Source organism: Bacteroidota bacterium, from assembly GCA_005882315.1.
Taxonomy (GTDB): domain Bacteria; phylum Bacteroidota; class Bacteroidia; order Chitinophagales; family Chitinophagaceae; genus VBAR01.
In genome coordinates, this window is record VBAR01000001.1 from 984,010 (window position 1) to 1,009,325 (window position 25,316).

A 25,316-nucleotide genomic window follows, 5' to 3' on the forward strand; every position below is an offset into this window, starting at 1 on the left:
TTATCTCATGTCATTATCAGATAAGCTGAAATCATTTTTACAACAAAAAGAAAACAACAATATGAAAACAGGTGAAGAGTTTTTAGCAGAGAATGCAAAAAAAGAAGGCGTGGTATCATTACCAAGCGGTTTACAGTATGAAGTTATTACTATGGGCACTGGTGAAAAACCAACAGCCAATCATACCGTTACCTGTCACTATCATGGTACTACTATAAAAGGTGAAGTGTTTGACAGTTCCGTTAAAAGAGGACAGCCTGCAAGCTTTCCATTGAATGCCGTAATAAAAGGCTGGACTGAAGCATTGCAGCTAATGCCTGTCGGTAGTAAATGGAAATTATTTATTCCTCCGCAGCTTGCTTATGGCAACAGGAATATCAGTCGTGAGATCGGTCCAAACAGTACACTGATATTTGAAGTGGAATTATTGTCGTTCAGGTAAGCATCTTTTTAATAAAAACGCTTGCAGGGGTACATCTCTTTAATAAAGAAAATACCATCAAAACATCGTGTCCATTGCGCCAACGCATTTTGCCGGTGGTATTTTCCTTTCATATAAAAGAACTCCGGTTCTTTTACTGATTGATTGTACTTTTTAAAATCAATAAAAGAATAAGCATCTTTTCCAAACCATTTTTCAATAGAGTTTTTCTCCGGCTTCCTGACTTTGTATGTTTTTTTAATTGTTACTCTTCCCGCCGTTCCGCTCCTTGAATCAAAACCCAATACATAGGTTTGCTGACGGTTAATACTGTCCTTAAGAAAATCATTGCCCATTGAATGATGCGGTGATGATTTTTTTGAGATTGCATCATAACTTTTATCCATGATGTGATAATTGTGCGCCCAAACAATGATCTTTTCTTTTTTATACTTTTCATTTACCAGCCAATCAAGATTAGCAGCCATTTGTGCATCTCTTACATCGGATCCTATTAATCCTATGGCATGTACCTGTGCATTATAAGCAATGATGCTCATCAGTACATGGTATGTATCGTTTTTACCATAATGACTACGATTGTAGTCAGCAAACAAATTTAAGTACCTGGTTATGCTATCATTTCCCGGAGATCTGCCAAACTTCACTCCGTATTTTTTTGTAAGTGTGTCCGTCCAACTAAGTACTTGCTTTTTCATGTGATCAAAATTTGGTAAAGGAAAATGTTCTTCGGTAAGAACAGAGTCAAGATATTTTATAACTCTCCTCCTGGAATACGAGGAATGAGGTTGACTGTCAAAGCCCGTTATTATAATAGGTTGAGCAGATTTTAAATTCTGAGGAAGATAGTCATAAAAGAGTTCGTCGCAGGCATCACAATTAGTCCATATAGAAAATATATTTCCTTTTAAATATTTACGTAAGGCAGCCGTATCATTATTAATTTCTTTCTGGCCTTCGGTTAATCCAAAAAAATCACTTTCAAATGCAAGTACATTAAATCCTTTTTTTTCATGCAGGTATTTGATCAATCTTGTTTTTGCCAGGAAGGTAGGTGCATCACCATGATCCTGTTCACCAAGCATAATAATGCGTTTGTCGCCAATAGCATCATCTATAGATCGCAGATCATTGTAATCAATGTCGTTAGGATCAACTGAGCGAATAGCTACTTTTTCTTTGCTGACATATTGCTTTATTGATTGTTGGGCAAATGAAAAAGAAAGCAGCAAACTGAAGAGACAAAGTAACCAACACTGTTTCATCTTATCTCGCATAGTTGGTTGATTATTTAAAATTATATTTTTTCAATTCCTCCTTCAGTTGCAACGGGTTTTTAAAATGTATTCCTTGTAATCCTAATGCTTCTCCTGCTTTTACATTCCGAAGGTTATCGTCAATAAAAATAGCTTGTGCGGGGGTAATCCCAAATTTATCAACCAGCTTTTGATAAAAATCAGGAAATGGTTTTCTTGTTTTCTCTTCCCCGCTTACCAAGCGGCCGTCAAACCAATGTAAAAAATCAAACTGCTCCAATGCAATAGGAAATGTTTCTGCACTCCAGTTAGTAAGTGCATAGGTTTTCAAATCGGGTCGTTGTTTTAGTTCCCTGAAAATTTCAACCGTTTCCTGGATCGGTTCACCCAGCATTTCTATCCAACGACCATAAAAATCACGGATCGGTTTTTCCCATTCAGGAAATTCGGCAAGTTTATCAGCAGTAGCCTGCGCAATTGGATAGCCGGCATCCTGGTTCTCATTCCAGTCACTCGTACAGACATGCTCAAAAAAGAAATTTCTTTTTTCAGGTGACTCAAAATAATTTTCATCAAAAACATAGGATGGGTTCCAGTCAATCAATACGCCACCCAGGTCAAAAATAACTGTGTCAATAAATTTGCTCATCGTAAGGTTGTTCTCTTTTAGCTAAAGTAGTCTTTTGTAAAAATTTATTTTTCCATGCTACAAATGCAGCAACGATCATCAGTAAAATTAATAATGCGAACCCTGTTGACAGGTTTATTTTTTCGGAGATAAATCCCATTAGTGAAGGGCCTGCAAGGAACCCGATCAATCCACCGGTGGTTACCATTGCAAATCCTTCTACTGAACTTACACCAGGAATATTTGCAGATGCACTGAACAGTACAGGAACAATACAACAACAGCCAAAGCCTATCAGCACATAGCCAGCAATAGCAGGAATTACAGAAGATGCAAACACAACTATACAAAATCCAGCGGCCGCAACTAATGCCCCTGTTATTACTACTTTCTTACTTCCGTATCTTGAAATAATACTGTCACCATTCAATCTGCCAATCGTCATTGCAATAGCAAAGCCTGTATAACCCAACCCGGTAAATTTTTCTGCGCCGTGCAATGATTCCTTTAAATAGATAGCACTCCAGTCGGCTACACATCCTTCTGCCATAAAAACCACCATGCAAATAAATGAAATACCCAAAATTGTTACAGATGGAAGTTTTAATCCCGAACTTGTATGAAGAATAATTGTATGAGCCAATAAATATTTCTGACTGGAAAGAATCACTGCGGTCACAAATACAGCAACAATAACGATCTGCCAACCCGATGGTATGCCGCTCCAGAAAAAAAGTGCCGTAAGCCCGGTACTGATACCACCACCCAGGCTGTACATTCCATGACAGGTACTCATCAATCGCCGGTTATATTTTTTTTCCAGGATAGTTACAGTTGTGTTGGTGGATACGCCATTTAAAAACCCGGTAATACCAAATAAGTATAAACAGACCCACAACATCACCCTGTTTACTGCATTTACCTGGAGTATCATTAACAGCGCATAAAATATATAACCCCATGCCATCCATTTGCCGGCAGAAACTTTGCTAAATATTTTTGTACTAAGAAATACTCCTGTCAATGCTCCTAAAGGCCCGAGTAATAAAGACAAACCTAAACTCCCATCTGTAAAATGCAATCTTTCTTTAATAGAAGGAATAGCTACGAGCCATATTCCAAAAAGCATGCTGCTGGTAGCAAATAAAAAACCAACAGCAAAAGAAGGTTTGTTTTTAAAAAAAGAGAATGTGTTTTTAATCATCGGTTCAAAATAGTTTCTTAGGCATTATCTTTTTTCTAATAACCACCACATTCTTTTTCTTGGCATCACCTTATAATTGAGTTTGACGTATGAAAAAATATGCTGCATTGCTTCGTCAATATCATCTGTTAATAAAACAAGTGAGAGGTCTTCTTTACTGATAGCTTCTTTCCTGGCCATATGCTGCAGGTAATCCCACAGTTCAGTATAATATTCTTTTCCAAACAATACAACCGGAAACTGAGTGATTGTTTTGGTTTGGATCAATGTCAATGTCTCAAATAATTCATCCATGGTGCCGAAGCCACCCGGCATAATGATAAATGCATAAGAATATTTTGAAAGCAGCACCTTCCTTACAAAGAAATGTTCAAAGGTTATCCATTTCGTCATATAAGGATTTGGCTTTTGCTCAAATGGAAGCTGGATATTGCAACCAACTGATGGACCCCCGCTTTCAAATGCACCGCGGTTAGCGGCTTCCATAATACCCGGTCCGCCGCCAGTCATTACTGTAAAGCCGGATGCGGCAATTCGTTTACCAAACTCCCTTGCTATTTCATAATAAGGATGGCCTTCTTTAAATCTTGCTGAACCAAATACTGTAATACAAGGCCCGACAAAATGCAGTGACCGGAATCCTTTTAAAAGCTGCCAGAATACCCGAACAGCAAAGCCAAATTCAAAACTCCGGCTTTTTGGACCGTCAAGATATACATGTGATTTGGCTGGAATAATTTTTTCGGGATCGGGCATAAAAATTTTTATAAAATAAAAATAGAACAAATAACAGCAACTGCATTCTTTAAAATTCCTGTAACTTGTTCGCCTGAAAAAAAATTTATGCGTATCATATCTTACAATGTAAACGGCATCAGGGCCGCTATTAAAAAAGGTTTTATTGATTGGCTAAAAACAAACCCGGCTGATGTCATTTGCGTACAGGAAACAAAAGCATCGCAGGGCGATGTGGATATAAAACAAATTGAAGCATTAGGTTATCATCACTATTGGTATAGTGCCCAAAAAAAAGGTTACAGTGGCGTAGCTGTGTTTAGCAAAATAAAACCTGATAAAGTGGAATATGGTAATGGCAATCAAGTCAGTGATGATGAAGGCCGTGTGATACAACTTTTATTTAAAGATATTTTAGTGATAAACGCCTATTTTCCAAGTGGCACCAGTGGCGATATAAGACAGACTTTCAAATATCAGTGGTTAGATGAATTTCATATATGGATAAACAAATTGAAAAAGAAGCAACCGAAACTGATCTTATGTGGTGATTATAATATTGCACATAAGGAAATAGATATACATGATCCGAAAGGGAATAAAAAAAGCAGTGGGTTCCTGCCGGAAGAAAGAGAATGGTTAACAAATTTTTTAGGTGGCGGCTGGATCGATACATTCCGTGAATTTCATCCGGAGCCTCACCGCTACAGCTGGTGGAGTCAACGTTTTCCTACTGTACGTTTAAATAACAAAGGCTGGCGCATTGATTACATAAATGTTACAGAGCCTCTGAAAAAACAATTAAAGGATGCTGAAATTTTTCCTGATGTAAAACATTCTGATCATTGTCCTGTATATCTTGAAATCAAAAATTAAAGATGATAATCTATAACATAACCATAAAAGCAGAAAACGCCATAGCAGCAGCATGGCTGCAATGGATGAAAGAAGAACATGTTCCTGATGTGGTCAATACCGGTTGTTTCAGCAATGCAACTATTCTCCGTTTAATAGAAGTAGATGATACCGATGGCCCCACTTATGCTATACAATATAAAGCTGAATCAAAGGCTGATTATAATCGCTACATACAACTGCATGCAGAAGCAATGAGAAAAAAAGTGTCAGATAAGTGGGGCGATCAAGTTGTAGCATTCCGCTCAGTTTTAGAAGTTGTGCATTGATTGTGCAAAAGATGGCATTTCGTTTTTTTAGTAAATTTTTCTTATACACCTGCGAAACCCGCAACAGGCCTGCATTTGCTTTGACGGTTCCGGAAACCCTTGCCAGTCAAGGCTTTTCATCGTTCAGGTAATTAATAAATGTTAATCATTAATTATTAATTCCGGCATAATCGTTGCCCCATGCGGGTTCTGCGGGATTCTACTGTGCCTAACTAAGCGATAAAAAAATTTGGGTGCTATCGAAATCCTTCTACATTTGTAGCTCACTAAATCATTAAATATTTTATTATGAACAAAGCAGATTTGATCGAAAAAATTTCTGGCGATGCCGGTGTAACAAAGACACAGGCTAATGCTGCATTAGATTCTTTTGTTGAGGCTGTAACAAAATCATTGAAAGGCGGCGGGAAAGTCACACTTGTTGGATTTGGTACTTTCTCCGTTTCCAAAAGAAAAGCCCGTAAAGGACGTAACCCGCAAACAGGAGCAGAAATCACTATCAAAGCAAGAAAAGTTGCCCGCTTCAAAGCAGGTAAGGAACTTGCATCAAAACTCTAATGACTTGCCACCACATTAAAAAAGCCTCAGTACTGCTTTCGTATCGGGGCTTTTTTAATTCAGACAAAATCTATTCATTCAAAAAACAAATAAATAATCATGGGAAGAGGAGATAAAAAAACAGCTAAAGGAAAACGTTTCAAAGGTTCTTTCGGTAAAAGCAGACCAGTTACAAAAAGTGCAGCTAAAAAAGCTGCTGCCAAAAAAACTAAGTAAGCTTATAAGAAATGGATACCAAGTAGAAGTACAATTTTTGTACTTCTACTTTATACTTAAGGAGCTAATCGTTCTATTTTCCATGAACCATCATCTTCGAGTGTATATTGTATCCTGTCATGCAGTCGTCCGGGCCTTCCTTGCCAGAATTCAACTATAACCGGCCTCACAATATAACCACCCCAATGCGGTGGTCTTTTTATATCTGTGCTTTCCAGTTTATTTACCATCTCATTAAAATGTTCATCCAGCCAGTGGCGGTTTTCTATTACCTGGCTTTGAGGTGATGTCCATGCGCCGATCCTGCTTGCTTCAGGTCTGGATCTATAATACTCATCACTTTCCTTCTCACTCAGTTTTTCTACCAGTCCCGTTATTCTTACCTGCCGTTCCAGTTCTTTCCAGAAGAAAACAAGACATGCTTTTGGATTTTCTAAAAGTTGTTTGCCTTTATAGCTTTCATAATTCGTATAAAAGGAAAATCCCGTTTCATTAAAGTCTTTCAACAGAACAATTCTTGCTGAGGGAAAACCATCTGCAGAAGCAGTTGCAAGTGTCATTGCGTTAGGTTCATCAATCTGTGCTGCCAGTACTTCATTCCACCATTCATGAAACTGCCCGACAGGTGTGGCTGCTACTTTATCTTCCAGTAACTGTTTTTGCGAGTAATCCCTTCGTATATCTGAAACCTTGTTATGCATGAGAATGTTTTACTCCTACAAAATTAAGTCATTGAACATGCAATAAACAACAAATGCCCTCTTTACAGGGCATTGTTTCTAATTAGTCAGGATGATTTTTGTCAGGTATATCTAAGAAGGTTTATCAACTTGCTTTTTCAATTCATCTCTTTCTTCCTCCACCATATTAAGCATGCTTTCCAGTTCGCCTATCCGGCGGATCTGACCTTCCAGCTTTTTATTATTCTCAGATAAGAGTTGCAGGTCACGGGTAAGCTCTTCCATATAAGCAACTTTTTTCTGCAACTGCTGCCGTTGGAAATTTGCTTCTTTCAGCTTCTCTTCAGTTTCTGTAAGTTCCCGGAAATATTGTTGCTTCTCATTCACGGCAGCTCCTAGTTTCATTTTTTGTTCTTCATAATCTTTGGTAAGACGGTAATGCGCTTCCTTTATATCCTCCAACTCCATACTCACCATCCGTGAAGTTGTTACTTGTACTTCCAGCTTGTGCATTTTATCCTGCAATACATTGAACTCCGTATAAGCATTATCCAGCATTGAAGTCATTTCCCTTGTTAGTGTTGCTTTCTGCTGAATGGAATTGATCTCATGTTCTTTATCACTAAGCAGGTCTTTCAGTTTAGACAACTCAGAGTTTAGGGCTACATTCTCACTTAACATCTCCTTTTCCTTTTCTTCTTTTTCTTTTATAATATCTATCTGCTCCAGCAAGCGGCTGATTCGTTCATTCTCCTGTTTCAGGCTTTGTTGTGTCAGATTCAACTGGTCGTAATAGCTTTGCCCGGTTATTGTTCCTGTTGAAACATTTTTTGCAGACTGCTCAAGCTCTGCTTTTGATTCTTTCAACTGCTTCTTCAATTCGCTGATTTCTATCTGCAGGATATTATTGTCTTCGTTTACTTCGTTCAGCTGTTTTTTAAGCTGATTGAATTCCTCAGTATTTACTGGCAAAGGTTTAGAAGCATTGCCTGATTCGGCTTTCAGTTTTTTTACTTCTTTGATCCTTTCTTCTACTTCAATCTGAAGGATATTATTGTCTTCGACAGCTTCTTTCAATTGTTCCTGGAGTTTCGCAATTTCTTCATTCGACATTGAGGCTGTCCTTTGGCCTTTCATTTTCTTCATCTCCTTACTGCGTTCTTCTATTTCAATCTCATAGATCTTCAGGTTCTCTTCAGCATCATTCAACCGTTGACGCAGTTTACCTATTTCTCTTTCTTTCATTTCCATTTCACCTGCATATTTCAGGTTCATATCCACTTCAGCATGCATCCGCTGCTGAATCTCTTCACGAGACGGTGGGTCAGGCCTTTTTTTGCTGAGAAAAAAGTGGTGAAAGACAAAACCAAGCACAATTGCGCCTGATTGGAGGATGATTATTTCGGGTATGGTTAAATTCATAAACAGTAGCAGTAACGGAAGCTAAGTAAAAATCACAAATCGTCGGTGGTTAGTTCTTCACAGAATTGCCTGTTAAAAACAACCACAAGATAGAAAACTGACTACAATAAAGAATAGCAAATCTACGGGGTAATTATCCCTTAACCAGGGTGCCTACTTTTTCTCCGCCCACTACACGGCGCAGATTACCAGGCTTGTTCATATTGAAAACGATAATAGGTAATTCGTTTTCCATGCACAGTGTAAAGGCGGTCATGTCCATCACCTTTAAGTTTTTATCAATGCATTCTTTGAAACTGATAACGCCATACTTAGTAGCAGTTGGGTCTTTTTCCGGATCGGCTGTGTAAATGCCATCTACCCTTGTGCCTTTTAATATAACCTCTGCATTTATTTCAATGGCTCTGAGAGAGCCTGCTGTGTCTGTAGTAAAATAAGGATTACCAGTGCCTGCACCGAAGATCACCACTCTTCCTTTCTCAACGTGACGGATGGCTCGGCGACGGATATAAGGTTCGGCGATCTGTTCCATCTTTATTGCACTGAGCAATCTTGTGTAAACACCAATCCTTTCCAATCCAGCCTGTAATGCCATACCATTGATAACGGTGGCAAGCATACCCATATAATCTCCATGTGCCCGTTCAATTCCGGTTTCGGCTTCATTCATACCGCGGTAAATATTTCCGCCGCCGATTACAATTGCCACTTGTACACCCAGATCTGTCAATTCTTTTATATCCTTTGCATATTGCGAAATAACATCGGTATCGAATCCGAAGCTTTTATTCTCTCCCATCAGGGCTTCTCCGGATAATTTGAGCAGGACACGTTTGTATTTGGGCAGCATAAGAAAACTGATTTTTTTTGCGTTGCGAAGATAGGGATTTGCAGTATTAAGGAATCCGATTACTGGAATTGCGGGACTGTTTGACGCTGTTTATTTTATTTGTTCAGGCTCCATCTAAAAACATTCTACATTTATATTCTAATATAAAAACTATGTTTCTAATTATCGTTGGTATCATTCTCATTATTGCAGGATTTGCTATCCGTTCGGTTGATAATATCCACCAATATAGCCGGCCTCTGCGATTGGTTGGGTTGCTGGTTATAGTTATTGGTATTGCGAGCAGTTGTTTCATACAAATAGGTCCGGGCCAGGTAGGTGTAAAAAAACTATTTGGTAAAATACAACCCACTGTACTGGAAAGTGGTTTAAGTTTTATAAACCCATTATATGATGTAGAAAAAGTAGATATAAAAACACAGAACTACACTATGAGCGGAGTACATGATGAAGGTGTTAAAAGCGGCGATGATGCTATGCGGGTATTAACAGCGGACGGACTTGAAGTTACAATTGATCTTACTGTTTTATTCCGGGTAAATAAATCGGAAGCCCCAAGGTTACTCAGGGAAACAGGAAGCGATTTCCAGGAAAAAATTGTACGGCCTATTGCCCGCACGAAAATCCGTGATAATGCTGTTTATTATGATGCCATCTCTTTATACTCTTCAAAAAGAGATGAGTTTCAAAACCGCATTTATAAAACGATTGATGATGAGTTTACGAAAAGGGGTTTACAACTGGAGAATTTACTGGTAAGAAATATTACATTGCCCGCATCAGTAAAAGCGGTAATTGAACAAAAAATAAATGCAGAACAGGATGCGCAGAAAATGCAATTTGTGTTACAAAAAGAAAAACAGGAAGCGGAGCGTAAAAGAGTAGAGGCCCAGGGTATATCGGATTACCAACGGATAATTAATATCGGGCTTACAGATAATCAGCTACAGTATGAGCAGATTAAAGCGATGAAAGAAATCGCACTTTCACAAAATGCAAAAATAATCGTCATGGGAAAGGGCAATACCCCCGTTATTCTTGATACAAAAAACTAATCAGGTTAATTATGTTTATTCATCATGTTTATTTCTGGTTGAACAATCCCCACAATGACGCTGATAAAAAAAGCTTAATTGATGGATTGAAAAAACTTTCCAAAATCAGCACTATCAAATCATTTTATATCGGTATGCCCGCCGATACCCGCCGTGATGTGATAGACAGCAGTTACTCTATTTCATGGTTATTGTTTTTTGACAATGCTGCCGACCAGGATAGTTATCAAACTGATCCAATTCACTTAGAGTTTGTAAAAACATGCAAGCATCTTTGGAAAAAAGTAACTGTATACGATACAGTAAATGTTTTATGATTTAACTGCCTTCAGTGAATAGACCATCGGCAGTTTTCCTTCCATTCCTTTTATATGCCATTTGCCTTTTTCTGTTTCAACTGTATTTCTGAAACAAGGATAGGGTGAGTACATATGCTCATTAAAGAATTCAATTTTTAATCCTGTAGCTACCAATGCATTCAATACTTCACTTATGCTATGGTTCCAACTATATTCTTTTCCTTTTATATCTGCATTCCGGTCAGTATAGGTTCCTTCATTTTCAGTTACTATCACTTCCTGGTTTTCGTATGCATATTTGATATGAGTAAAATCATCATCAAACATCCACATCACCGGGTGAAACTCGGCTATATAGAAAAACCCATCCGGTTTCATTCGTTGGGCAATCATTTTGGCCCAGGGTTTTAAATCCGGCAGCCAACCAATAGTTCCATAAGAAGTAAAAACAATATCGAATTGCTCTTTTATATATTCAGAAGTATCCAGAACATTACAGCAAACGAATTTCGCATCCAGCTTTAGTTCATCATTTATTTCCTGTGCAAGTTTGATTGCACCATCACTTAAATCAATGCCGGTGCATTTTGCACCCATACGACTGAAGTTTAAGGTGTCCATTCCAAAATGGCACTGCAGGTGCAGCAGTGATTTGCCTTTTACATCACCTATTTCATTCAATTCTATTGGTGTTAAAACATTTTCGCCTGCCTTAAATGCAGCAAGGTTATAAAACTCTGAATCTTTGTGAACTGCGGTTCGTTGGTTCCAGAGGTTTTTATTTGCTTCAAAATACTGATTGTGATCTTCCATCTTATAAAATTAAAAAAGGGAACCGAATTGGCTCCCTTGAATTATTTAAAGAAATAATTATTATTATCCTAAAGCCACTCTTTTAAATTCTGTTATTTTCAAATCACCACTTTCTTTCAAGTATTGCTCAACTGTTTTGCTGCTATCTTTTACAAAAGCCTGCGCAGTTAAAGTTTGTTCCTTAAAGAAAGCTCCCATTTTACCTTCAGCGATTTTGGCAAGCATCTCATCAGGTTTGCCCGCCATCTTTGGATCCTGCTTCATCAGGTCCACAATGATTGCTTTTTCACGGGCAATTATATCTGCAGAAACTGAAGCTGCATCTACAGCAACAGGGTTTAATGCTGCAATTTGCATTGCCACATCTTTACCTGCTTCAGCAGCATCTTTATTTAACCCTACCAATACACCAATACGATTAGCACCATGAATGTAGGATGCTACATACTCAGCATCTACTCTTTCAAATTTTGTAACGCCGATCTTCTCACCGATTGCAGCGAGTTTATCGTTTACTAATTCTGCTACTGTTGAATGAGGTGCTTTTACATTCATTAACTCATCAAGTGTTTTTACATTTCCTGCGATAGCAGCATCTGCAATAGTTTGTGCGAATGCAACGAAGTCAGCATTCTTGGAAACGAAATCAGTTTCGCAGCTTACACAAACAACAATACCTGTTTTATGGTCATCTGTTGTTTGAGCAATTACCACTCCTTCTTTTGCTTCACGGTCACTTCTTTTAGCCGCTACTTTCTGGCCTTGTTTTCTTAACCAATCGATAGCTGCTTCAAAATCGCCATTGGTTTCTGTTAATGCTTTACGGCAATCCATCATGCCGGCGCCAGTCATCTGGCGCAGTTTATTTATATCCTGTGCACTTATAGCTACTGTTGACATAGTAATATATTTTACCCCAAACCCCTAAAGAGGCTTTGAGAATTTTAAAATTGTTTTCGAACATTGCTCAGTAAAGAACAAAGTGTTGAAGAGTGCGACGCAACAAAAGCTTAATAGTAGCAATGAAGCTAATAACACAAACACATTCAACTCACATCTTTAAAGAACTTATCAATTCAATGAAGAGTATCCGACCTAAGTTCCCCCTTCAGGGGACAGGGGGTTTATCTTCTTCCACCACCCGGTCCACGGCCACCACCGCCACCAGCCGGTGTTCTGCGACGCTGTCCACCAGGACCACCTGGTCCACCGGGACCACGGCCTCTGCGACCACCACCTTCAGCTTCTGCTTCAGCTAAAAGTTTAGCGGCTTTCTTTTCATTCTCATCATTGCCTGTTTCATCCACTTCCTCATCTTTTGCAGCCTGGCGTTCTGCCAAACCTTCTGCAATAGCAGCAGTAAGATAATTAGAGATGATAGCGATTGATTTGGTAGCATCATCATTTGCAGGAACTGCAAAGTCAACTTTGTTAGGATCGCAGTTGGTATCAACTACACCGAAAGTTGTAATGCCCAAACGCTTTGCTTCAGCCAAAGCGATATGTTCGTGACCGATATCAACGATGAACAAAGCAGCTGGTACACGGCCCAGTTGTGCAATACCACCTAATACTTTTTCCATTTTGTCCCTATCTCTTGATAAAGTCAGTCTTTCTTTCTTAGTAATGCTGTCGAAAGAACCATCGCCCAGCATTTTTTCAATGCTCTGCATTTTCTTTACACTCTTACGAACAGTATTAAAGTTGGTAAGCATTCCACCCAGCCATCTTTCGGTAACGAAAGGCATGTTTACTCTTTTCGCACATTCATTCACGATATCTTTCGCTTGCTTTTTTGTACCAACGAAAAGAATTTTTCTTCCGCTGCGTGCAATCTGCTTCATTGCTGCTGCAGTTTCCTGCAAGCACTCAACTGTTTTGTTGAGGTCAATGATGTGAATACCTTTCTTTTCAGCAAAGATGTAAGGCAACATCTTGGGATTCCACTTCTTTTTCAGGTGACCAAAATGTACACCTGCATCGAGGAGCTGCTGTTGAAGTGAAGTGTTATTTTCCATGTTTATCTTATAAAAGTTTTATAATTTATTTTGATGCTTGTTACTGGTAATAAAACCAGCAACCAAAAACCAGGTTAACGTTTAGAGAACTGGAAGCTTCTTCTTGCTTTTTTATGACCGAATTTCTTACGCTCAACAGAACGTGGGTCACGTTTCAGCAAACCGGCAGCTTTCAATGCAGGACGAAAGTCAGCATTGATATCAACCAGTACACGGGCAATACCGAGCATCGCTGCTTCAGCCTGGCCTTTTAATCCGCCACCAGCAGCATTGATCTGTACATCATACTTACCAGTTGCTTCAATTGTTTTGAATGGACGCTCCACCTGGTTTTGCAGATATACCAGCGGGAAATAAGTTTTGTAGTCTTTCTCGTTAACAGTGATCTTGCCATCACCTTTAGTTAAGAACACACGGGTCACCGCCTCTTTACGACGACCAACTCCGTTTTTTTGTTTTTCCATTTTATAATTAGTTTTTATTCCCCTTCAGGGGATAGGGGTTTAAAATTTTAATTCTTTTGGTTGTTGTGCCTGATGCTGATGCTCACCACCAACATACACATACAGTTTTTTAAACATCTTGCGGCCCAGGCGATTTTTTGGTAACATACCTTTTACGGCACGTTCAACGATCATCTCAGGTCTGCGTTTTAAAAGATTACCAGCAGTTTCTTCTCTTAATCCACCGGGATAACCAGAGAAGTTCTGATACATTTTGTCTTCAAGTTTATTTCCCGTGAATGTAACTTTCTCGGCATTGATTACAATTATATAATCGCCGCAGTCAACGTGAGGAGTATAGTATGCTTTGTTTTTGCCGCGGAGTACTGCAGCAATTTTAGCACACATACGACCTACGGTTTGATTAGTACCGTCCACAACGTACCAGTTGCGTCTTACGGTAGCCTCATTCGCATGTTTAGTAGTAAAATGTTGTTTGCTCATCTTATTATTTGTTTTTAAATGATGCTGTTGCTATCCCAACAGCTTAGAATATCCCTTTAAAATCGGGGCGGCGAAGGTAAGGGCAAGAGGGGTGATGAGCCAAAGAAAAAGGGAACTATTTTTAATAGCACCCTTATATATAGTTGATTTTCAATAAAAATTTTGACTTAATATTTTATCCTTGCTCCATTAGGCTATAAATTCCACCAATGCTCTGAAGGTTTATAACTAATTAGTGGGATAGCTTCACCAATTTTTGGTGTTATTACTTTTATATTTAATGCTTTTGCTTTTTCCAAAACTCTTTTCACCGGTTCAGTCCATGCATGCATAGATAATGTAAACTTGCCCCAATGTACCGGCAATAATAATTTTGCTTTTAAGTCAACAGCAGCCTGAACGGTTTCTTCGGGCATCATATGAATAAATGGCCACATCGTATTATACTGCCCCGCTTCAAGTATTGCAATATCAAACGGACCATGCTTCTCTCCTATTTCTTTAAAGTGTGAGTCATAACCGGAATCGCCGCCGAGATATAAATTATATTTTGAAGATTTTAAGATGAATGAAGACCATAATGTTTGAGCCCTTTTAATTCCTCTTCCTGAAAAATGACGGGCCGGTGCTGCGGTGAGTTTTAAATTATTATCCAACTCTGCTGATTGCCACCAATCCAATTCGGTGATCTTATTTAAATCATATCCCCAATGCTTTAAGTGTGCAGATAAACCTAATGAACAATAAACATTCTTCACTTTGCTTTTAAGCTTTATAAGGGTTTTATAATCTAAATGATCATAATGATCATGTGTGAGAATAAGGTAATCAATCGGCGGCATATCTTCTGCTTTGTATTCATTACTTCCGGGGAATGCTTTTACCATAAATGAAAACGGCGCCGCATTGCCACTGAATACTGGATCGATCAAAAAGTTTTTATTCTCAATGCGAATAAAATAAGATGAATGACCAAACCAGACTATCACTGGTTCTTCCGAATTGAGTTTAGCAAAATTTGTTTTTACAAATGGTAAGGGTTTGGCTGGAACTGTATCTTTGTTCTTTTTCAAAAACTCTGTTATCATTTTCCAATACGAAACATCCTGCGGTTTCATTGGTGTTTCGGATAAATTCTTAAACCCTGCTCCATTATAGTTGGGCGATTGTTTTAATTGTTGCAAATGTTTTCCGGAAGGCAGTTTACCTGTAATTTTCAATGACATGGTTTTCGATTTTGAATGCAAGTTATCAAAGCTGGCATGCAATCATATATAACCGGTCGGTGAATCAACAATATTGAAGGGTGAGTTACAGAAAATTGCCGATTTCATATCTTCCGTTTTAAATCTTTTACCATGCCCATCTATAATCTTGGCCGTTCCGAATTTGGCAATCCAGTAAATGCCGGAAACCTGATGACAATTGAAGAAGCTCATGCATTATTAAATGAATGGGTTCCTAATGACCGACTCCGCCTGCATATGAAACAGGTAGCTGCCGTGATGAAAGCATGGGCCATCAAAAAAGAAAATGCGGATGAACAAACGGCTTTGAAATGGGAACTGGCAGGTCTGCTTCACGATGCTGATTGGGAAAAACATCCTGATGAACATTGCCGTATTATCATTGAAGAACTCGAACGAAGAAATATTGACCCCGAAGTAATTCATTGTATAGCATCACATGGGCCAAAATATTTTGGCGTAGAGCCGGTGAATAAGATGGATAAAATGATCTATGTATTTGATGAACTCAGTGGTCTTGTGCATGCTTATAGCCTGATGCGCCCAGAAGGCTATGATGGAATGGAAGTAAAGGGGGTAAAAAAACGTTTAAAAGAAAAATCTTTTGCTGCCAACGTAAGCCGCGACGATATTAATGACGCCTTTTCAAGGATCGAGCATCAGCCTGATGAAATCATGCAGTTTATTATTGAACATCAACGTGATGTTTCGTAAATATCCGAAGCAAAAAAAGTTCGGACTTTGTTAAACCCTGTTAACTATACAAGGTCTTTAATCAGCAACCTACGTCTCTCACCGTCTAGCCCCGACTAAAGAATAGTAACCCTATTCAGTCATTAAACTATTTAATTATGAGAAAGCTTTACGCTTTTCTTACCGGGATATTTTTTGTCCTGGTAGCTTGCCAATCTTCTTTAGCCCAGACAATACCCGCAGCTGACTTAGCAAACTTTACGTTTGCCGTTAATGCCGACAATAATGATGTTGCATTTACCAACACATCCATTATTGGATCCGAACCCGGTACCCGCAGATCTTTCTGGAGTTTTGGTGATGGAACAGGCCAATGGACATTACCATTAGCCAATACCCAACATCATTATACTATAGCTGGTACTTATACAGTTTGTCTTAAAATTTTCAGGTACCGTTCCAACACAAATGATTCTGTGCTTTCCGCACAGGTTTGTAAAGTTGTTGAAATACCTGTTCGATGCCGTGCAGATTTTGAGAGAGCTCCCGTAACTGCCAGCACTCCTTTGACAATTGGCTTCAAAGCATTGCCATGGAATAATGCAAATAAGAAACCTGCACGCATCTGCTGGACATTCGGTGATGGTCGTGACACTTGTATTCAATATCCTGAAAACTATACAGGACTTTATACTGTTGCACATCATTACAATCAACCCGGAACTTATGAAGTATGCGTAAGAATTCTTTACTACGGTGGTTGTGAAGCAAGAAAATGTGAGAACATAACTATTGTGAGCCCCGATGAATGCCGTGCTGACTTTGAAAGATTACCTCTTTCAACAACTAACTCTCCGCTGAATGTTTATTTCAAAGCATTACCCTGGCATAATAATGATAAGAAGCCAAAAACGATTTGTTGGACATTCGGGGACGGCCGTGATACTTGTATCAATTATCCTGAAAATTATACCGGCACCTATGTTGTTGCACATAATTATAATCAACCCGGAACTTATGAAGTATGTGTAAGGATTCTTTACTACGGCGGTTGTGAGGCAAGAAAATGTAAAAATATAATTATTGAAAGGCCCGATGAATGTCGTGCTGATTTTGAAAAACTGCCACTTACAGCTTCCAATTCATTCTTACATGCCGTATTCAAAGCATTGCCATGGCATAATAACAATAAGAAGCCGGCACGCATTTGCTGGACATTTGGTGATGGTCGTGACACCTGTATTAATTATACAAACTCTTACACAGGCCTATATACTGTTGCTCATCGTTATAATAACACTGGTGTGTATGAAGTATGCGTGAAGATCCTTTACTATGGGGGATGTGAAGCAAGAAAATGTAAACCCGTACAGATAGGTCCAAGACCAGATAGCTGTAGCGCAGATTTTGAACGTATCCCTGTTATTGAGATCAATGATCCACTCAAGACTGCTTTCCAAGCTTTGCCTGGACATAATAATAACAAGAAGCCAAAAACTGTTTGCTGGCAATTTGGTGATGGTCGTGATACTTGTATCAACTACCCGGAAAATTATACCGGCACATACACGGTTCGCCATCGCTATAATAACGCAGGCGTCTATGAAGTATGTGTAAAGATCCTTTACTATGGTGGTTGCGAAGCAAGAAAGTGTAAAGAGATTCGGGTTGGTCATCCAGCAACATGCACAGCAGATTTTGAAAGAGCACCAATACAGGACAATAATCCATTGACAATTGCATTAAAAGCATTGCCATCCAACAGTCAGAACCGTAAGCCTGCAAGAATTTGCTGGAGTTTTGGTGATGGCCGCGATACATGTATCAACTATCCTGAAAATTATACAGGCTTGTATTTGGTAGGCCATCGTTATCTCCAACCCGGACAATACGAAGTGTGTGTGAAAATTCTTTACTACGGTGGTTGTGAAGCAAGAAATTGTAAAAACATAATTATACCACCGCCAATAGTGGAGTGCCGCGTACGTTTATTTGAGATCACTCCTTCTATCACAAGTTTGGTTCGTGGGTTTTATGCAAATGCATCATCAAATCCTGAAAGAAGAATAGAAAGAATATGCTGGACATTTGGTGATGGTGATGATACCTGCATCATGGTTACGCCTACAACACCCAACCCGATACCTGGTCTTATTATTCGTCATACTTATCCCGGTCCCGGTGTGTACCGAGCATGTGTGAAAATAAAATTTGTAGGCGGCTGCGAAGCTGATGATTGCAAAGAAGTAGTGATTCGTCCTGCATCAGATATATGTGGTGGATTTATGACAGATTCATTAGCCGGACCAAGAGCTTACAAGTTTACAGGTCATAGCATCAACCGTCCGAATGATGAAGTAATTGGATATCGGTGGACATTTGGTGATGGCACCAGTGCAACAGGCCAGGTGGTTACACATACCTATACACAGGCAGGAGATTTTGAAGTATGTCTTTATATTAAAACAAGATTAGGTTGTGAAACCCGGATCTGTAATACTATCCGTGTACCGGGTAATAATGAACCACAACTTCATCTGACACCAAACCCGGTGATTAATACTGTTACAGTTAGTTTCAGAAGCACACATACTGAAACCGTCAACATCAGAATTGTAAACTCAAGTGGCTTACCCGTGAGAACTTTCACAAGAAGTGTAACGGTTGGCCCAAATACATGGACACATGATCTGACAATATTGCCAACTGGTGTATACTCGTATAATGTGCAGTCACCCAACCAGCAGGCCAGTATTATATTCTTAAAAAATTAAAGTTTGTTCTTACGTCAGGGCTAACACAAAAAGCCGTCTCTTTTCTTTGAGGCGGCTTTTGCATTTTGAGTGTAGACAAGTATCCGCTATTTGCAATCGTTTGCAAACAAATCCCGTTCAAACTGTGTATATTAAAGAGAATACATTGTTACTTTTCAATAGTATTTTATTTCACACACCAACGCTTACAAAACACAAGGTGAAACCCAATCAATTATTGATAAATGATGGGAAATTATAAGTATGAGTAAAATTCTTTGCATAGGCGAAGCACTGATCGATATGATCTGCACAGATAAAGGAAAGCCTTTATCAGAAGGAGAAAATTTTTTAAAGAAACCTGGCGGGGCGCCTACCAATGTAGCTGCAGCTATTGCTGCATTAGGGGGTCAAGTAGAACTGGCTGCTAAAGTTGGTAAAGATCCTTTCGGTAAACATTTAATTGATGTGATGGATTCTTTCGGCGTAAGCACACAATGGATGCTGCAGGATGAAAATCATTTTACCACGTTTGCATTTGTATCACTCATGATGAATGGTGAACGGGATTTTTATTTTAACCGTGGTGCCGACGGTCAACTTACCCGTGACGAAGTTGATACTATCAACCTCGAAGAGTTTTCAATTGTTCATTTTGGATCAGCAACTGCATTTTTACCGGGTCCGTTGCAGGTTGCTTACCAAAGCCTGTTGCAAAAATCTTTAATAAATAAAGTTTTTATCAGCTTCGATCCTAACTACCGGAGTTTATTATTCCAAAATGATAAACAATCTTTTATTGACCAGAGCTGGAACTTTTTAGACCATTGTCATTTCTTTAAAGTAAGTGATGAAGAAGCAATGATATTGACAGGCAGAGCAACTGTTGCCGATTCAGCAAATGATTTCTTGCAGAGAACAACAGCTGCTTTTGCAATTACATTGGGAAAAGAAGGAACATTGCTGGGTTTAAAGGGAGAAACACAAACAATTCCAAGTATTGAAATAAAACCAGTTGATACTACTGGTGCTGGTGATGCATTTACTGGCGCAGTGCTTTACCAGGTATCAGATAAATCACTGGATGAAATAAAAGCATTGACAAAAGAACAATGGGGTGGAATTATTTCCAATGCTAATAAAGCCGGTGCCCGTACCTGCGAATACCTTGGCGCAATGGAAGCATTTAAACATTTAAATAATGACATTTTTAAATAATATAATCCGTGATGTGCTTTTGATTTATTTTAATTAACTTTCAACTCAGGTATTCCATACTTCTTAATCAGTGCAAGCAGTACTCCATTTGTCCATCCAAATCCATCCTGTCCTTCATATTCGCCACCGCCAGCTTCAAGCTCTGTGTCCACTACATTATATTTTTCCATGAGCTTACCGGTTCGTTTATATACATCATCATTCAGTTTTATCCAGCATAAAGCAATTTCTTTTGCCAGATCATTCAAATCATAATTTTCTAATCCCTTTACTGTCATCCATTGCAGCGGAGCCCAGCCGTTGGGTGCATCCCATTGCTGGCCGGTTGTTTCCAGCGTAGTCACTACTCCGCCGGGTTTTAAAAGCTTTTCTTTTACTAATACAGCAACTCGTTTTGCCTGTTCATCCGTTGCTATTTTGAAAAACAATGGAGTTACTCCCCCAAGTGTAAGTGAATGTTTTTGTTTTCCGTTTACAAAATCATAATCTACATAAAAGCCTTGCGCATCATTCCAGCAGTATTTCTGAATAGCTGCTTTTCTTTTTTCTGCAAGTAGTTTATACTGTTCAACCTTTTTATCTTCCTTATTTAGTTCACAGGCTTCGGCAATTGTTTTTTCAAGATGCCAGAGCAAACAATTCAAATCAACCGGAACGATGTCAGTTGTATGAATAGTATCAAAAGATCTTCCATCTGCAAACCAGCGGCTGCTGTAATCCCAGCCCGACTCCGCTCCTGCCCGCAAATGACGATACAGTATTGAAGAGTTTTGCTTTGATTGAAGAGCCAGTTCCACATCCTCACGATATGATTCAGGCCTGGGTGTATCGTTCTTATCCCAATACCGGTTTAATAATTCTCCGTCCGGCATCTGCACAACATGGAAAGCTGCAATGTTTTCTTCCTTCAGTATTTCACTGCCCACCATCCAGAAATTATATTCCTTCTCAAGTTGTGGTAAATAATTAATTAATACCTTCTTTCCTTTTTCTTCACTCAGCAATCTAACCATTAAAGAAAAGAACGGAGGTTGTGAACGACCCGTATAGTAAGTACGATTGCCATTCGGTATAAAACCAATTGTATCGATGAGATGAGAAAAATTATTTACCATATTCTCAATCATATCTATACGGCCCGATGCCCGCAGACCTAACATAGTGAAATAACTATCCCAGTAATAAATTTCCCCAAACCTGCCACCGGGAACGATATAAGAATAAGGCAATGGGATCAATGAACCTTTTTGTGTATCAGGTTTGCGGGTAAGTACGGTCCATAATGATTCAATATGTTCAGTAATAGTTTTGCTTTCACTACCGGCAAATCCGGAATCAGGTATGTGAGGTAATTCAAAATGCTGAAGAACAAATTCTTTCAGATCAAAACCAGGGTTGGCTTTTTGATTTTCATATTGGGTAGCTATTTCCTCTAAATCTTTTTTTGGTGTGCAATCCACAAATGTTTTTCCATCAGGAAAAATTTTTTGCAATTGTACTGCTTCAAACAAATGGTCCAGTTCAAATATTTCCATTCAGTTCAATTTAATGTCCACCGGTCATTTTCATTTCCGTTGCGCCGGAAGTTTTCGGTTGTAGTTTTTTAAATGCAAAAAGTAACCCAACCAGTATAGCAATTGGAATCAATGAAAAATAAAATGCAGTTTGTCCTCCGTATGCTTCAAACACATGGCCCGTGATAATGGATCCTGTTGTTCCACCCAATGCAGAAAAAACAACGATCAGGCCTGACATGGCTCCATGCTTATGCGCCGGAAGATTACTGAGAATAACCGAATTGATAGCCGGGTAAATTGGCGCAAGAAATAAACCTATCAGTGGAAATGCAAAACCAATCAATGGTATATCAGAAAAATTGGTAATAGAAGTAATGGCAATATTTTTTGTAAGTGGAACAGTGATCAATACAATTCCTGCTGCCGCAACTAAACAAGAAACCAGCACTATAAGCCAATCCACTTTTCGCATTACAAGACCTGCAAGAAAACGTCCCAATGCAATGGCTCCTGAAAGTATACTAGCCATCTGAATCGCCATACTGGTAGAAAGATGTAAGACATCTTTATTAAATGTAGGCAACCAGCTCATAATGCTTTGCTCGATCAATACGTAAAAAAATGCACAGAAAATAAAAACCAATACCAACGGGAAAATGATAAGTCTCAGCATTTCCACAAACTCTTGTTTGGCAGATTTTCCTTTTTCTTCTTTTTGTACAGATGTTTCATCCAGTGGTGTTGTGAGTAATAATAGAAATGCAATTACCGATAACCCACCCAGCAAATAATAAATGCTGAACCATTTTGTCGATTGCGGATTATCATTATCCACTACGGATGCAAAAATGAAGTAACCAGCCAGCACACCGACCATAAAAAATGATTCCAAAAAATTCATAAGGCTTAAATGCTCTTTTTTACTGCTGGTAACAATACCTAATGTTGAAAACACAGAAACTTTTATTAACGCAAAGCTTACACCAACAGTCGCAAACAATAATTTAGTCATAAGAAAAGAGGGTACTGACGGCATGATAAAGCAGATTGCTGAAACCAAAGCCAATGCAATCAGCATCGTTTTTTTATACCCAATACGCACAACATAAGAGGCAATTAAAAAAGAAGCGATAGCAATACTTAGGTCTTTGAATGCTTCAAGAATACTCGCAGAGCCTTTTAAAACATTGAAATTATTCTGCACCTGCAGTATTACAGTACCTACACTGTTCAGCAATATGGCAAAAACAAAATAATTAAGGAACAGGGAGATTTTGATCCTGAGATTAGACATAAGCGGCTGCTTTTAGAATAAGAAATATACAGCATTTGTTACAACGAGCCGCCTTCTACCAGCACCGATTCGAGAAAAACTTCCTCTGCAATTGGTTTTTCTTGCAGACTCGATAACATTTGAGCAAATGCCAGTTTACCAAGTTTATTGCCGCTGGTTTCCACATGGGTGATCTTAGGTTTATACATTGTTGGTATCAGTCCATTACTGATACTGATGATCCCGATCTCTTCAGGAATTTTTAGATCCAGTTCGTGAATGGCATGCATGGCACCGATCAGGATCAAATCACCCATACAAAAAACCACATCATATTTTTTCCCTTGCTTTAATAAAGAAAGAACCAGTTCCTCAGCACCCGCAATACTTTCAGGGTAGAAAATATCCACTTCTGTCTTAGGTGCAAGCCTTTGAAAAACTTCTTTGAAAGATGCGCATCTTACCTGTGTTATACTTAAATGCGGATGACCAAACAACGCAAGCACTTTCTTTTTTTTCTTTTTAATGATCACTTCGGCAGCAGTAGCCGCAGATTTTTCGTCGGACTGACATACTTTATAAAAACCTTTTTCAACTGGTACCCGGTCAAAAAAAATAACCGGTATACCTGCTTCATTCAGTTTTTTAAATGGAGTCATATCCTCGATCTCTATTGAAAGTGATGCCAGCAAGCCTGTCACCATTTTTTTTCTGAACAATTGCAGGCATGAAGTTTCGAGCTCAAGTTGGTCTCTCGACTGCATAATAAGTACTGAATAACCCTGCACTCTTGCATCTTCCTCCACTGCAGCAATAAATGAATCGTAAAAGAAATTATCAAGCACCGGTACCATAATTCCTAATACATTGCTTTTGCGTGTCCTTAACTGAACGGCATTATTATTTGGCTCATACTCGAGTGCTTCGGCAAGATCTTTTACTTTTTTACGGGTATCCTCCGATACGTCAGGATGACCCTTTAATGCACGGGATACGGTGGAGATACTGACACCTAAAGTGTCTGAAAGTTTTTTGAGTGTACTGTGCTGCATCACAGAAACTTTTTATGTGTGAAAATTATCCGGCAACTTAAGCCTATTTTTTTGCTATGGCTAAAAAATAAATTTAGTATTTCGTTGTGGCGGGATAGAACGTACGCCAACTATGCCAGAACTCCTGGGAAGCCGGCAAAAGTTTTAGTGAACCAGAAGTATCAATTCCTTTTCCATCGATGCGATATCGCCGGTTATTAAAAATCAATGTATCATTTCTTAAATCCACATTTGCTTCCGGTGCATGTTTTTCAAAAGCAAAAAAGCTTTTGTTATCGGTTGCAAGAACCAATAAAATAGGTGTATTGCCAATCGTATCCTGTATCATTCGCTCCATCTTTAATTGGTTCCAGTCATAAGCCTTACTTGCTTTGCCGGTTTTTATCCCAACTACCCAGGATTTATCTTTCCATGAAAGCGAATCGGTACCTGTGAGTTTACTTTTGCTGGCGCCACTTTCATATTTCATTGTACTGTCATATTTATTTATAAATGCCGGATCTGCCTGCATGATGAGTGAAGAAGGATTTAACTGCAACCACTCAGCCAATGTTGTTTGAGTGCTGAGCACTTCGGGTAATTGTTGACCTTTTAATTTTCCTGCAATAGCTTCACCATTTACCTGCCGCCACCAGCTTTTGGTTGTGGCATCTTCCAGCATAGCATTAAAATGATCCATGCCTACCAGCCTGAATTTTTCTTTTTTGCCATTTACCATTGGTTCAAACACTCTGCCTGTTCTGCAAACAGTACAATAAGTTACCAGTATAGTTTTGCCGCCAACGGTATCTTGTATATGATGATGATATCCTAAAAACTGAATTGGATAAGCTTTGGCTTCTCCATTAATTGAAACGCCAAGCACCAGCCTGTTCAAATCAACTTTATTGGTTTGTGCGTTTACCAGTAATACTTGTTTAGGCTGCTTAAACATAGCATCAGCCGCCATTTTGAAATTTGCCATAAATACAACTGCAGCAAGTAGCAGAATGGGAACTGCAGGCACCCATTTTCTTCTCCAGTTTGATTTCAACAATCCAACTATTAGTATCAATCCAAAAAGGGCTCTGAATATCCAACGCCATTTGTGTAAAAAATAGGCAAGATCAATACTATTCATCTGCTGGCTACCCGGCATGGGCATAATGAAATAAACATTCGCAATTTCAAACAGTAGCAATCCTAAGAAGCCGAGCCAAAAATATTTTTTCATGTTGCTATTTAAAAAAAGGCGTCAGTAAAGATTTACAACGCCG

The 25,316-nt window shown here is 38.9% G+C and carries 27 protein-coding genes; 10 read left to right on the forward strand and 17 right to left on the reverse strand.

The features are described 5' to 3' along the window. The first annotated feature begins 7 nt into the window (after window positions 1-7). Entirely contained in the window at window positions 8-442 is a 435-nt protein-coding gene (locus tag E6H07_03980) for an FKBP-type peptidyl-prolyl cis-trans isomerase (protein TMI65088.1), read from the forward strand. Between the two features lie 8 nt (window positions 443-450). Here E6H07_03980 and E6H07_03985 read toward each other — a convergent pair whose 3' ends face one another. From E6H07_03985 to E6H07_04000, 4 genes are read right to left on the reverse strand one after another with little or no spacing between them, the layout of a single operon-like run. Continuing rightward, window positions 451-1,719 carry an erythromycin esterase family protein gene (locus tag E6H07_03985; protein ID TMI65089.1) on the reverse strand — a complete coding sequence of 423 codons (1,269 nt, stop codon included), beginning with the start codon at window positions 1,717-1,719 and terminating at the stop codon, window positions 451-453. Window positions 1,720-1,729: 10 nt separating this feature from the next. After that, window positions 1,730-2,347, reverse strand: a complete 618-nt coding sequence (locus tag E6H07_03990; protein TMI65090.1) for an HAD family phosphatase — start codon at window positions 2,345-2,347, stop codon at window positions 1,730-1,732. Then, entirely contained in the window at window positions 2,331-3,530 is a 1,200-nt protein-coding gene (locus tag E6H07_03995) for an MFS transporter (GenBank protein ID TMI65091.1), read from the reverse strand. The genes E6H07_03990 and E6H07_03995 overlap by 17 nt, the downstream gene beginning before the upstream one ends. Before the next feature lie 24 nt (window positions 3,531-3,554). Further along, entirely contained in the window at window positions 3,555-4,286 is a 732-nt protein-coding gene (locus E6H07_04000) for a TIGR00730 family Rossman fold protein (protein TMI65092.1), read from the reverse strand. An 87-nt stretch (window positions 4,287-4,373) separates the two neighbouring features. Between E6H07_04000 and xth the strand changes: the two genes are divergently transcribed. The 4 genes from xth to E6H07_04020 all read left to right on the forward strand — a co-directional run bounded on the left by xth (window position 4,374) and on the right by E6H07_04020 (window position 6,223). Next, window positions 4,374-5,141: an exodeoxyribonuclease III gene (gene xth, locus E6H07_04005; protein ID TMI65093.1), complete on the forward strand. Its 768-nt coding sequence runs from the start codon at window positions 4,374-4,376 to the stop codon at window positions 5,139-5,141. Between the two features lie 2 nt (window positions 5,142-5,143). Continuing rightward, a complete protein-coding gene (locus tag E6H07_04010) occupies window positions 5,144-5,449 on the forward strand; it encodes a DUF4286 family protein (GenBank protein TMI65094.1) in 306 nt (101 codons plus the stop codon). 288 nt (window positions 5,450-5,737) lie between these two features. Next, window positions 5,738-6,007 carry an HU family DNA-binding protein gene (locus E6H07_04015; GenBank protein TMI65095.1) on the forward strand — a complete coding sequence of 90 codons (270 nt, stop codon included), beginning with the start codon at window positions 5,738-5,740 and terminating at the stop codon, window positions 6,005-6,007. A 99-nt stretch (window positions 6,008-6,106) separates the two neighbouring features. Next, window positions 6,107-6,223, forward strand: coding sequence for a 30S ribosomal protein THX (locus E6H07_04020; protein TMI65096.1), 117 nt, complete (start codon window positions 6,107-6,109; stop codon window positions 6,221-6,223). A gap of 56 nt (window positions 6,224-6,279) precedes the next feature. Here E6H07_04020 and pdxH read toward each other — a convergent pair whose 3' ends face one another. The 3 genes from pdxH to E6H07_04035 form a co-directional block, all read right to left on the reverse strand. Further along, window positions 6,280-6,924 carry a pyridoxamine 5'-phosphate oxidase gene (pdxH, locus tag E6H07_04025; protein ID TMI65097.1) on the reverse strand — a complete coding sequence of 215 codons (645 nt, stop codon included), beginning with the start codon at window positions 6,922-6,924 and terminating at the stop codon, window positions 6,280-6,282. Between the two features lie 111 nt (window positions 6,925-7,035). After that, the gene (locus E6H07_04030) at window positions 7,036-8,325 is read right to left on the reverse strand and encodes a hypothetical protein (protein TMI65098.1); all 1,290 of its coding nucleotides are present in this window, start codon (window positions 8,323-8,325) and stop codon (window positions 7,036-7,038) included. A gap of 133 nt (window positions 8,326-8,458) precedes the next feature. Continuing rightward, window positions 8,459-9,175 (reverse strand): UMP kinase, encoded by a 717-nt coding sequence (locus E6H07_04035; GenBank protein TMI65099.1) that lies wholly within the window; start codon window positions 9,173-9,175, stop codon window positions 8,459-8,461. Between the two features lie 152 nt (window positions 9,176-9,327). On the opposite strand from E6H07_04035, the gene E6H07_04040 reads away from it, so the two are divergent. Beyond that, complete coding sequence (locus E6H07_04040; GenBank protein ID TMI65100.1) at window positions 9,328-10,230, forward strand: prohibitin family protein; 903 nt, start codon at window positions 9,328-9,330, stop codon at window positions 10,228-10,230. A gap of 11 nt (window positions 10,231-10,241) precedes the next feature. Continuing rightward, window positions 10,242-10,547: a Dabb family protein gene (locus E6H07_04045; GenBank protein ID TMI65101.1), complete on the forward strand. Its 306-nt coding sequence runs from the start codon at window positions 10,242-10,244 to the stop codon at window positions 10,545-10,547. On the opposite strand, the gene E6H07_04050 is transcribed toward E6H07_04045, so the two are convergent. From E6H07_04050 to E6H07_04075, 6 genes are all read right to left on the reverse strand, one after another. Then, a complete protein-coding gene (locus E6H07_04050) occupies window positions 10,542-11,342 on the reverse strand; it encodes a class I SAM-dependent methyltransferase (protein TMI65102.1) in 801 nt (266 codons plus the stop codon). The genes E6H07_04045 and E6H07_04050 overlap by 6 nt on opposite strands. 63 nt (window positions 11,343-11,405) lie before the next feature. Further along, window positions 11,406-12,242 (reverse strand): elongation factor Ts, encoded by an 837-nt coding sequence (locus E6H07_04055; GenBank protein TMI65103.1) that lies wholly within the window; start codon window positions 12,240-12,242, stop codon window positions 11,406-11,408. A 224-nt stretch (window positions 12,243-12,466) separates the two neighbouring features. After that, window positions 12,467-13,360, reverse strand: coding sequence for a 30S ribosomal protein S2 (rpsB, locus tag E6H07_04060; GenBank protein ID TMI65104.1), 894 nt, complete (start codon window positions 13,358-13,360; stop codon window positions 12,467-12,469). Between the two features lie 74 nt (window positions 13,361-13,434). Further along, complete coding sequence (gene rpsI, locus E6H07_04065) at window positions 13,435-13,824, reverse strand: 30S ribosomal protein S9 (GenBank protein ID TMI65105.1); 390 nt, start codon at window positions 13,822-13,824, stop codon at window positions 13,435-13,437. 39 nt (window positions 13,825-13,863) lie between these two features. After that, window positions 13,864-14,307 (reverse strand): 50S ribosomal protein L13, encoded by a 444-nt coding sequence (gene rplM / locus E6H07_04070; protein ID TMI65106.1) that lies wholly within the window; start codon window positions 14,305-14,307, stop codon window positions 13,864-13,866. A 194-nt stretch (window positions 14,308-14,501) separates the two neighbouring features. Next, a complete protein-coding gene (locus E6H07_04075) occupies window positions 14,502-15,533 on the reverse strand; it encodes an MBL fold metallo-hydrolase (GenBank protein TMI65107.1) in 1,032 nt (343 codons plus the stop codon). 132 nt (window positions 15,534-15,665) lie between these two features. Here E6H07_04075 and E6H07_04080 point away from each other — a divergent pair, with 132 nt between their 5' ends. From E6H07_04080 to E6H07_04090, 3 genes are all read left to right on the forward strand, one after another. Further along, window positions 15,666-16,268, forward strand: coding sequence for a hydrolase (locus E6H07_04080; GenBank protein TMI65108.1), 603 nt, complete (start codon window positions 15,666-15,668; stop codon window positions 16,266-16,268). 137 nt (window positions 16,269-16,405) lie between these two features. Next, window positions 16,406-19,021, forward strand: coding sequence for a PKD domain-containing protein (locus E6H07_04085; protein ID TMI65109.1), 2,616 nt, complete (start codon window positions 16,406-16,408; stop codon window positions 19,019-19,021). 243 nt (window positions 19,022-19,264) lie between these two features. Then, on the forward strand, window positions 19,265-20,218 hold the full coding sequence (locus tag E6H07_04090; GenBank protein ID TMI65110.1) for a carbohydrate kinase: 954 nt from the start codon (window positions 19,265-19,267) through the stop codon (window positions 20,216-20,218). A gap of 29 nt (window positions 20,219-20,247) precedes the next feature. Here the strand turns inward: E6H07_04090 and treF are convergent, their stop codons facing one another. The 4 genes from treF to E6H07_04110 all read right to left on the reverse strand — a co-directional run bounded on the left by treF (window position 20,248) and on the right by E6H07_04110 (window position 25,273). Then, window positions 20,248-21,753, reverse strand: a complete 1,506-nt coding sequence (gene treF / locus E6H07_04095; GenBank protein TMI65111.1) for an alpha,alpha-trehalase TreF — start codon at window positions 21,751-21,753, stop codon at window positions 20,248-20,250. Between the two features lie 10 nt (window positions 21,754-21,763). Then, a complete protein-coding gene (locus E6H07_04100) occupies window positions 21,764-23,029 on the reverse strand; it encodes an MFS transporter (protein TMI65112.1) in 1,266 nt (421 codons plus the stop codon). A gap of 38 nt (window positions 23,030-23,067) precedes the next feature. Continuing rightward, window positions 23,068-24,060, reverse strand: coding sequence for a LacI family transcriptional regulator (locus tag E6H07_04105; protein ID TMI65113.1), 993 nt, complete (start codon window positions 24,058-24,060; stop codon window positions 23,068-23,070). Window positions 24,061-24,133: 73 nt separating this feature from the next. Further along, the gene (locus E6H07_04110; protein ID TMI65114.1) at window positions 24,134-25,273 is read right to left on the reverse strand and encodes a DUF3179 domain-containing protein; all 1,140 of its coding nucleotides are present in this window, start codon (window positions 25,271-25,273) and stop codon (window positions 24,134-24,136) included. Window positions 25,274-25,316 lie beyond the last annotated feature (43 nt).

Bases quoted from the DNA above. Each gene is read 5' to 3' on its own strand.
- E6H07_03985 (TMI65089.1), bottom strand. From the start codon at position 1,719: ATGCGAGATAAGATGAAACAGTGTTGGTTACTTTGTCTCTTCAGTTTG.
- E6H07_04100 (TMI65112.1), bottom strand. From the start codon at position 23,029: ATGTCTAATCTCAGGATCAAAATCTCCCTGTTCCTTAATTATTTTGTT.
- E6H07_04015 (TMI65095.1), top strand. From the start codon at position 5,738: ATGAACAAAGCAGATTTGATCGAAAAAATTTCTGGCGATGCCGGTGTA.
- E6H07_04110 (TMI65114.1), bottom strand. From the start codon at position 25,273: ATGAAAAAATATTTTTGGCTCGGCTTCTTAGGATTGCTACTGTTTGAA.
- E6H07_03990 (TMI65090.1), bottom strand. From the start codon at position 2,347: ATGAGCAAATTTATTGACACAGTTATTTTTGACCTGGGTGGCGTATTG.
- E6H07_03980 (TMI65088.1), top strand. From the start codon at position 8: ATGTCATTATCAGATAAGCTGAAATCATTTTTACAACAAAAAGAAAAC.
- E6H07_03995 (TMI65091.1), bottom strand. From the start codon at position 3,530: ATGATTAAAAACACATTCTCTTTTTTTAAAAACAAACCTTCTTTTGCT.
- rplM (TMI65106.1), bottom strand. From the start codon at position 14,307: ATGAGCAAACAACATTTTACTACTAAACATGCGAATGAGGCTACCGTA.
- E6H07_04105 (TMI65113.1), bottom strand. From the start codon at position 24,060: ATGCAGCACAGTACACTCAAAAAACTTTCAGACACTTTAGGTGTCAGT.
- E6H07_04030 (TMI65098.1), bottom strand. From the start codon at position 8,325: ATGAATTTAACCATACCCGAAATAATCATCCTCCAATCAGGCGCAATT.
- rpsI (TMI65105.1), bottom strand. From the start codon at position 13,824: ATGGAAAAACAAAAAAACGGAGTTGGTCGTCGTAAAGAGGCGGTGACC.
- E6H07_04000 (TMI65092.1), bottom strand. From the start codon at position 4,286: ATGCCCGATCCCGAAAAAATTATTCCAGCCAAATCACATGTATATCTT.
- E6H07_04045 (TMI65101.1), top strand. From the start codon at position 10,242: ATGTTTATTCATCATGTTTATTTCTGGTTGAACAATCCCCACAATGAC.
- E6H07_04050 (TMI65102.1), bottom strand. From the start codon at position 11,342: ATGGAAGATCACAATCAGTATTTTGAAGCAAATAAAAACCTCTGGAAC.
- xth (TMI65093.1), top strand. From the start codon at position 4,374: ATGCGTATCATATCTTACAATGTAAACGGCATCAGGGCCGCTATTAAA.
- pdxH (TMI65097.1), bottom strand. From the start codon at position 6,924: ATGCATAACAAGGTTTCAGATATACGAAGGGATTACTCGCAAAAACAG.
- treF (TMI65111.1), bottom strand. From the start codon at position 21,753: ATGGAAATATTTGAACTGGACCATTTGTTTGAAGCAGTACAATTGCAA.
- E6H07_04075 (TMI65107.1), bottom strand. From the start codon at position 15,533: ATGTCATTGAAAATTACAGGTAAACTGCCTTCCGGAAAACATTTGCAA.
- E6H07_04090 (TMI65110.1), top strand. From the start codon at position 19,265: ATGAGTAAAATTCTTTGCATAGGCGAAGCACTGATCGATATGATCTGC.
- E6H07_04035 (TMI65099.1), bottom strand. From the start codon at position 9,175: ATGCTGCCCAAATACAAACGTGTCCTGCTCAAATTATCCGGAGAAGCC.
- E6H07_04010 (TMI65094.1), top strand. From the start codon at position 5,144: ATGATAATCTATAACATAACCATAAAAGCAGAAAACGCCATAGCAGCA.
- E6H07_04080 (TMI65108.1), top strand. From the start codon at position 15,666: ATGCCCATCTATAATCTTGGCCGTTCCGAATTTGGCAATCCAGTAAAT.
- E6H07_04055 (TMI65103.1), bottom strand. From the start codon at position 12,242: ATGTCAACAGTAGCTATAAGTGCACAGGATATAAATAAACTGCGCCAG.
- rpsB (TMI65104.1), bottom strand. From the start codon at position 13,360: ATGGAAAATAACACTTCACTTCAACAGCAGCTCCTCGATGCAGGTGTA.
- E6H07_04020 (TMI65096.1), top strand. From the start codon at position 6,107: ATGGGAAGAGGAGATAAAAAAACAGCTAAAGGAAAACGTTTCAAAGGT.
- E6H07_04040 (TMI65100.1), top strand. From the start codon at position 9,328: ATGTTTCTAATTATCGTTGGTATCATTCTCATTATTGCAGGATTTGCT.
- E6H07_04085 (TMI65109.1), top strand. From the start codon at position 16,406: ATGAGAAAGCTTTACGCTTTTCTTACCGGGATATTTTTTGTCCTGGTA.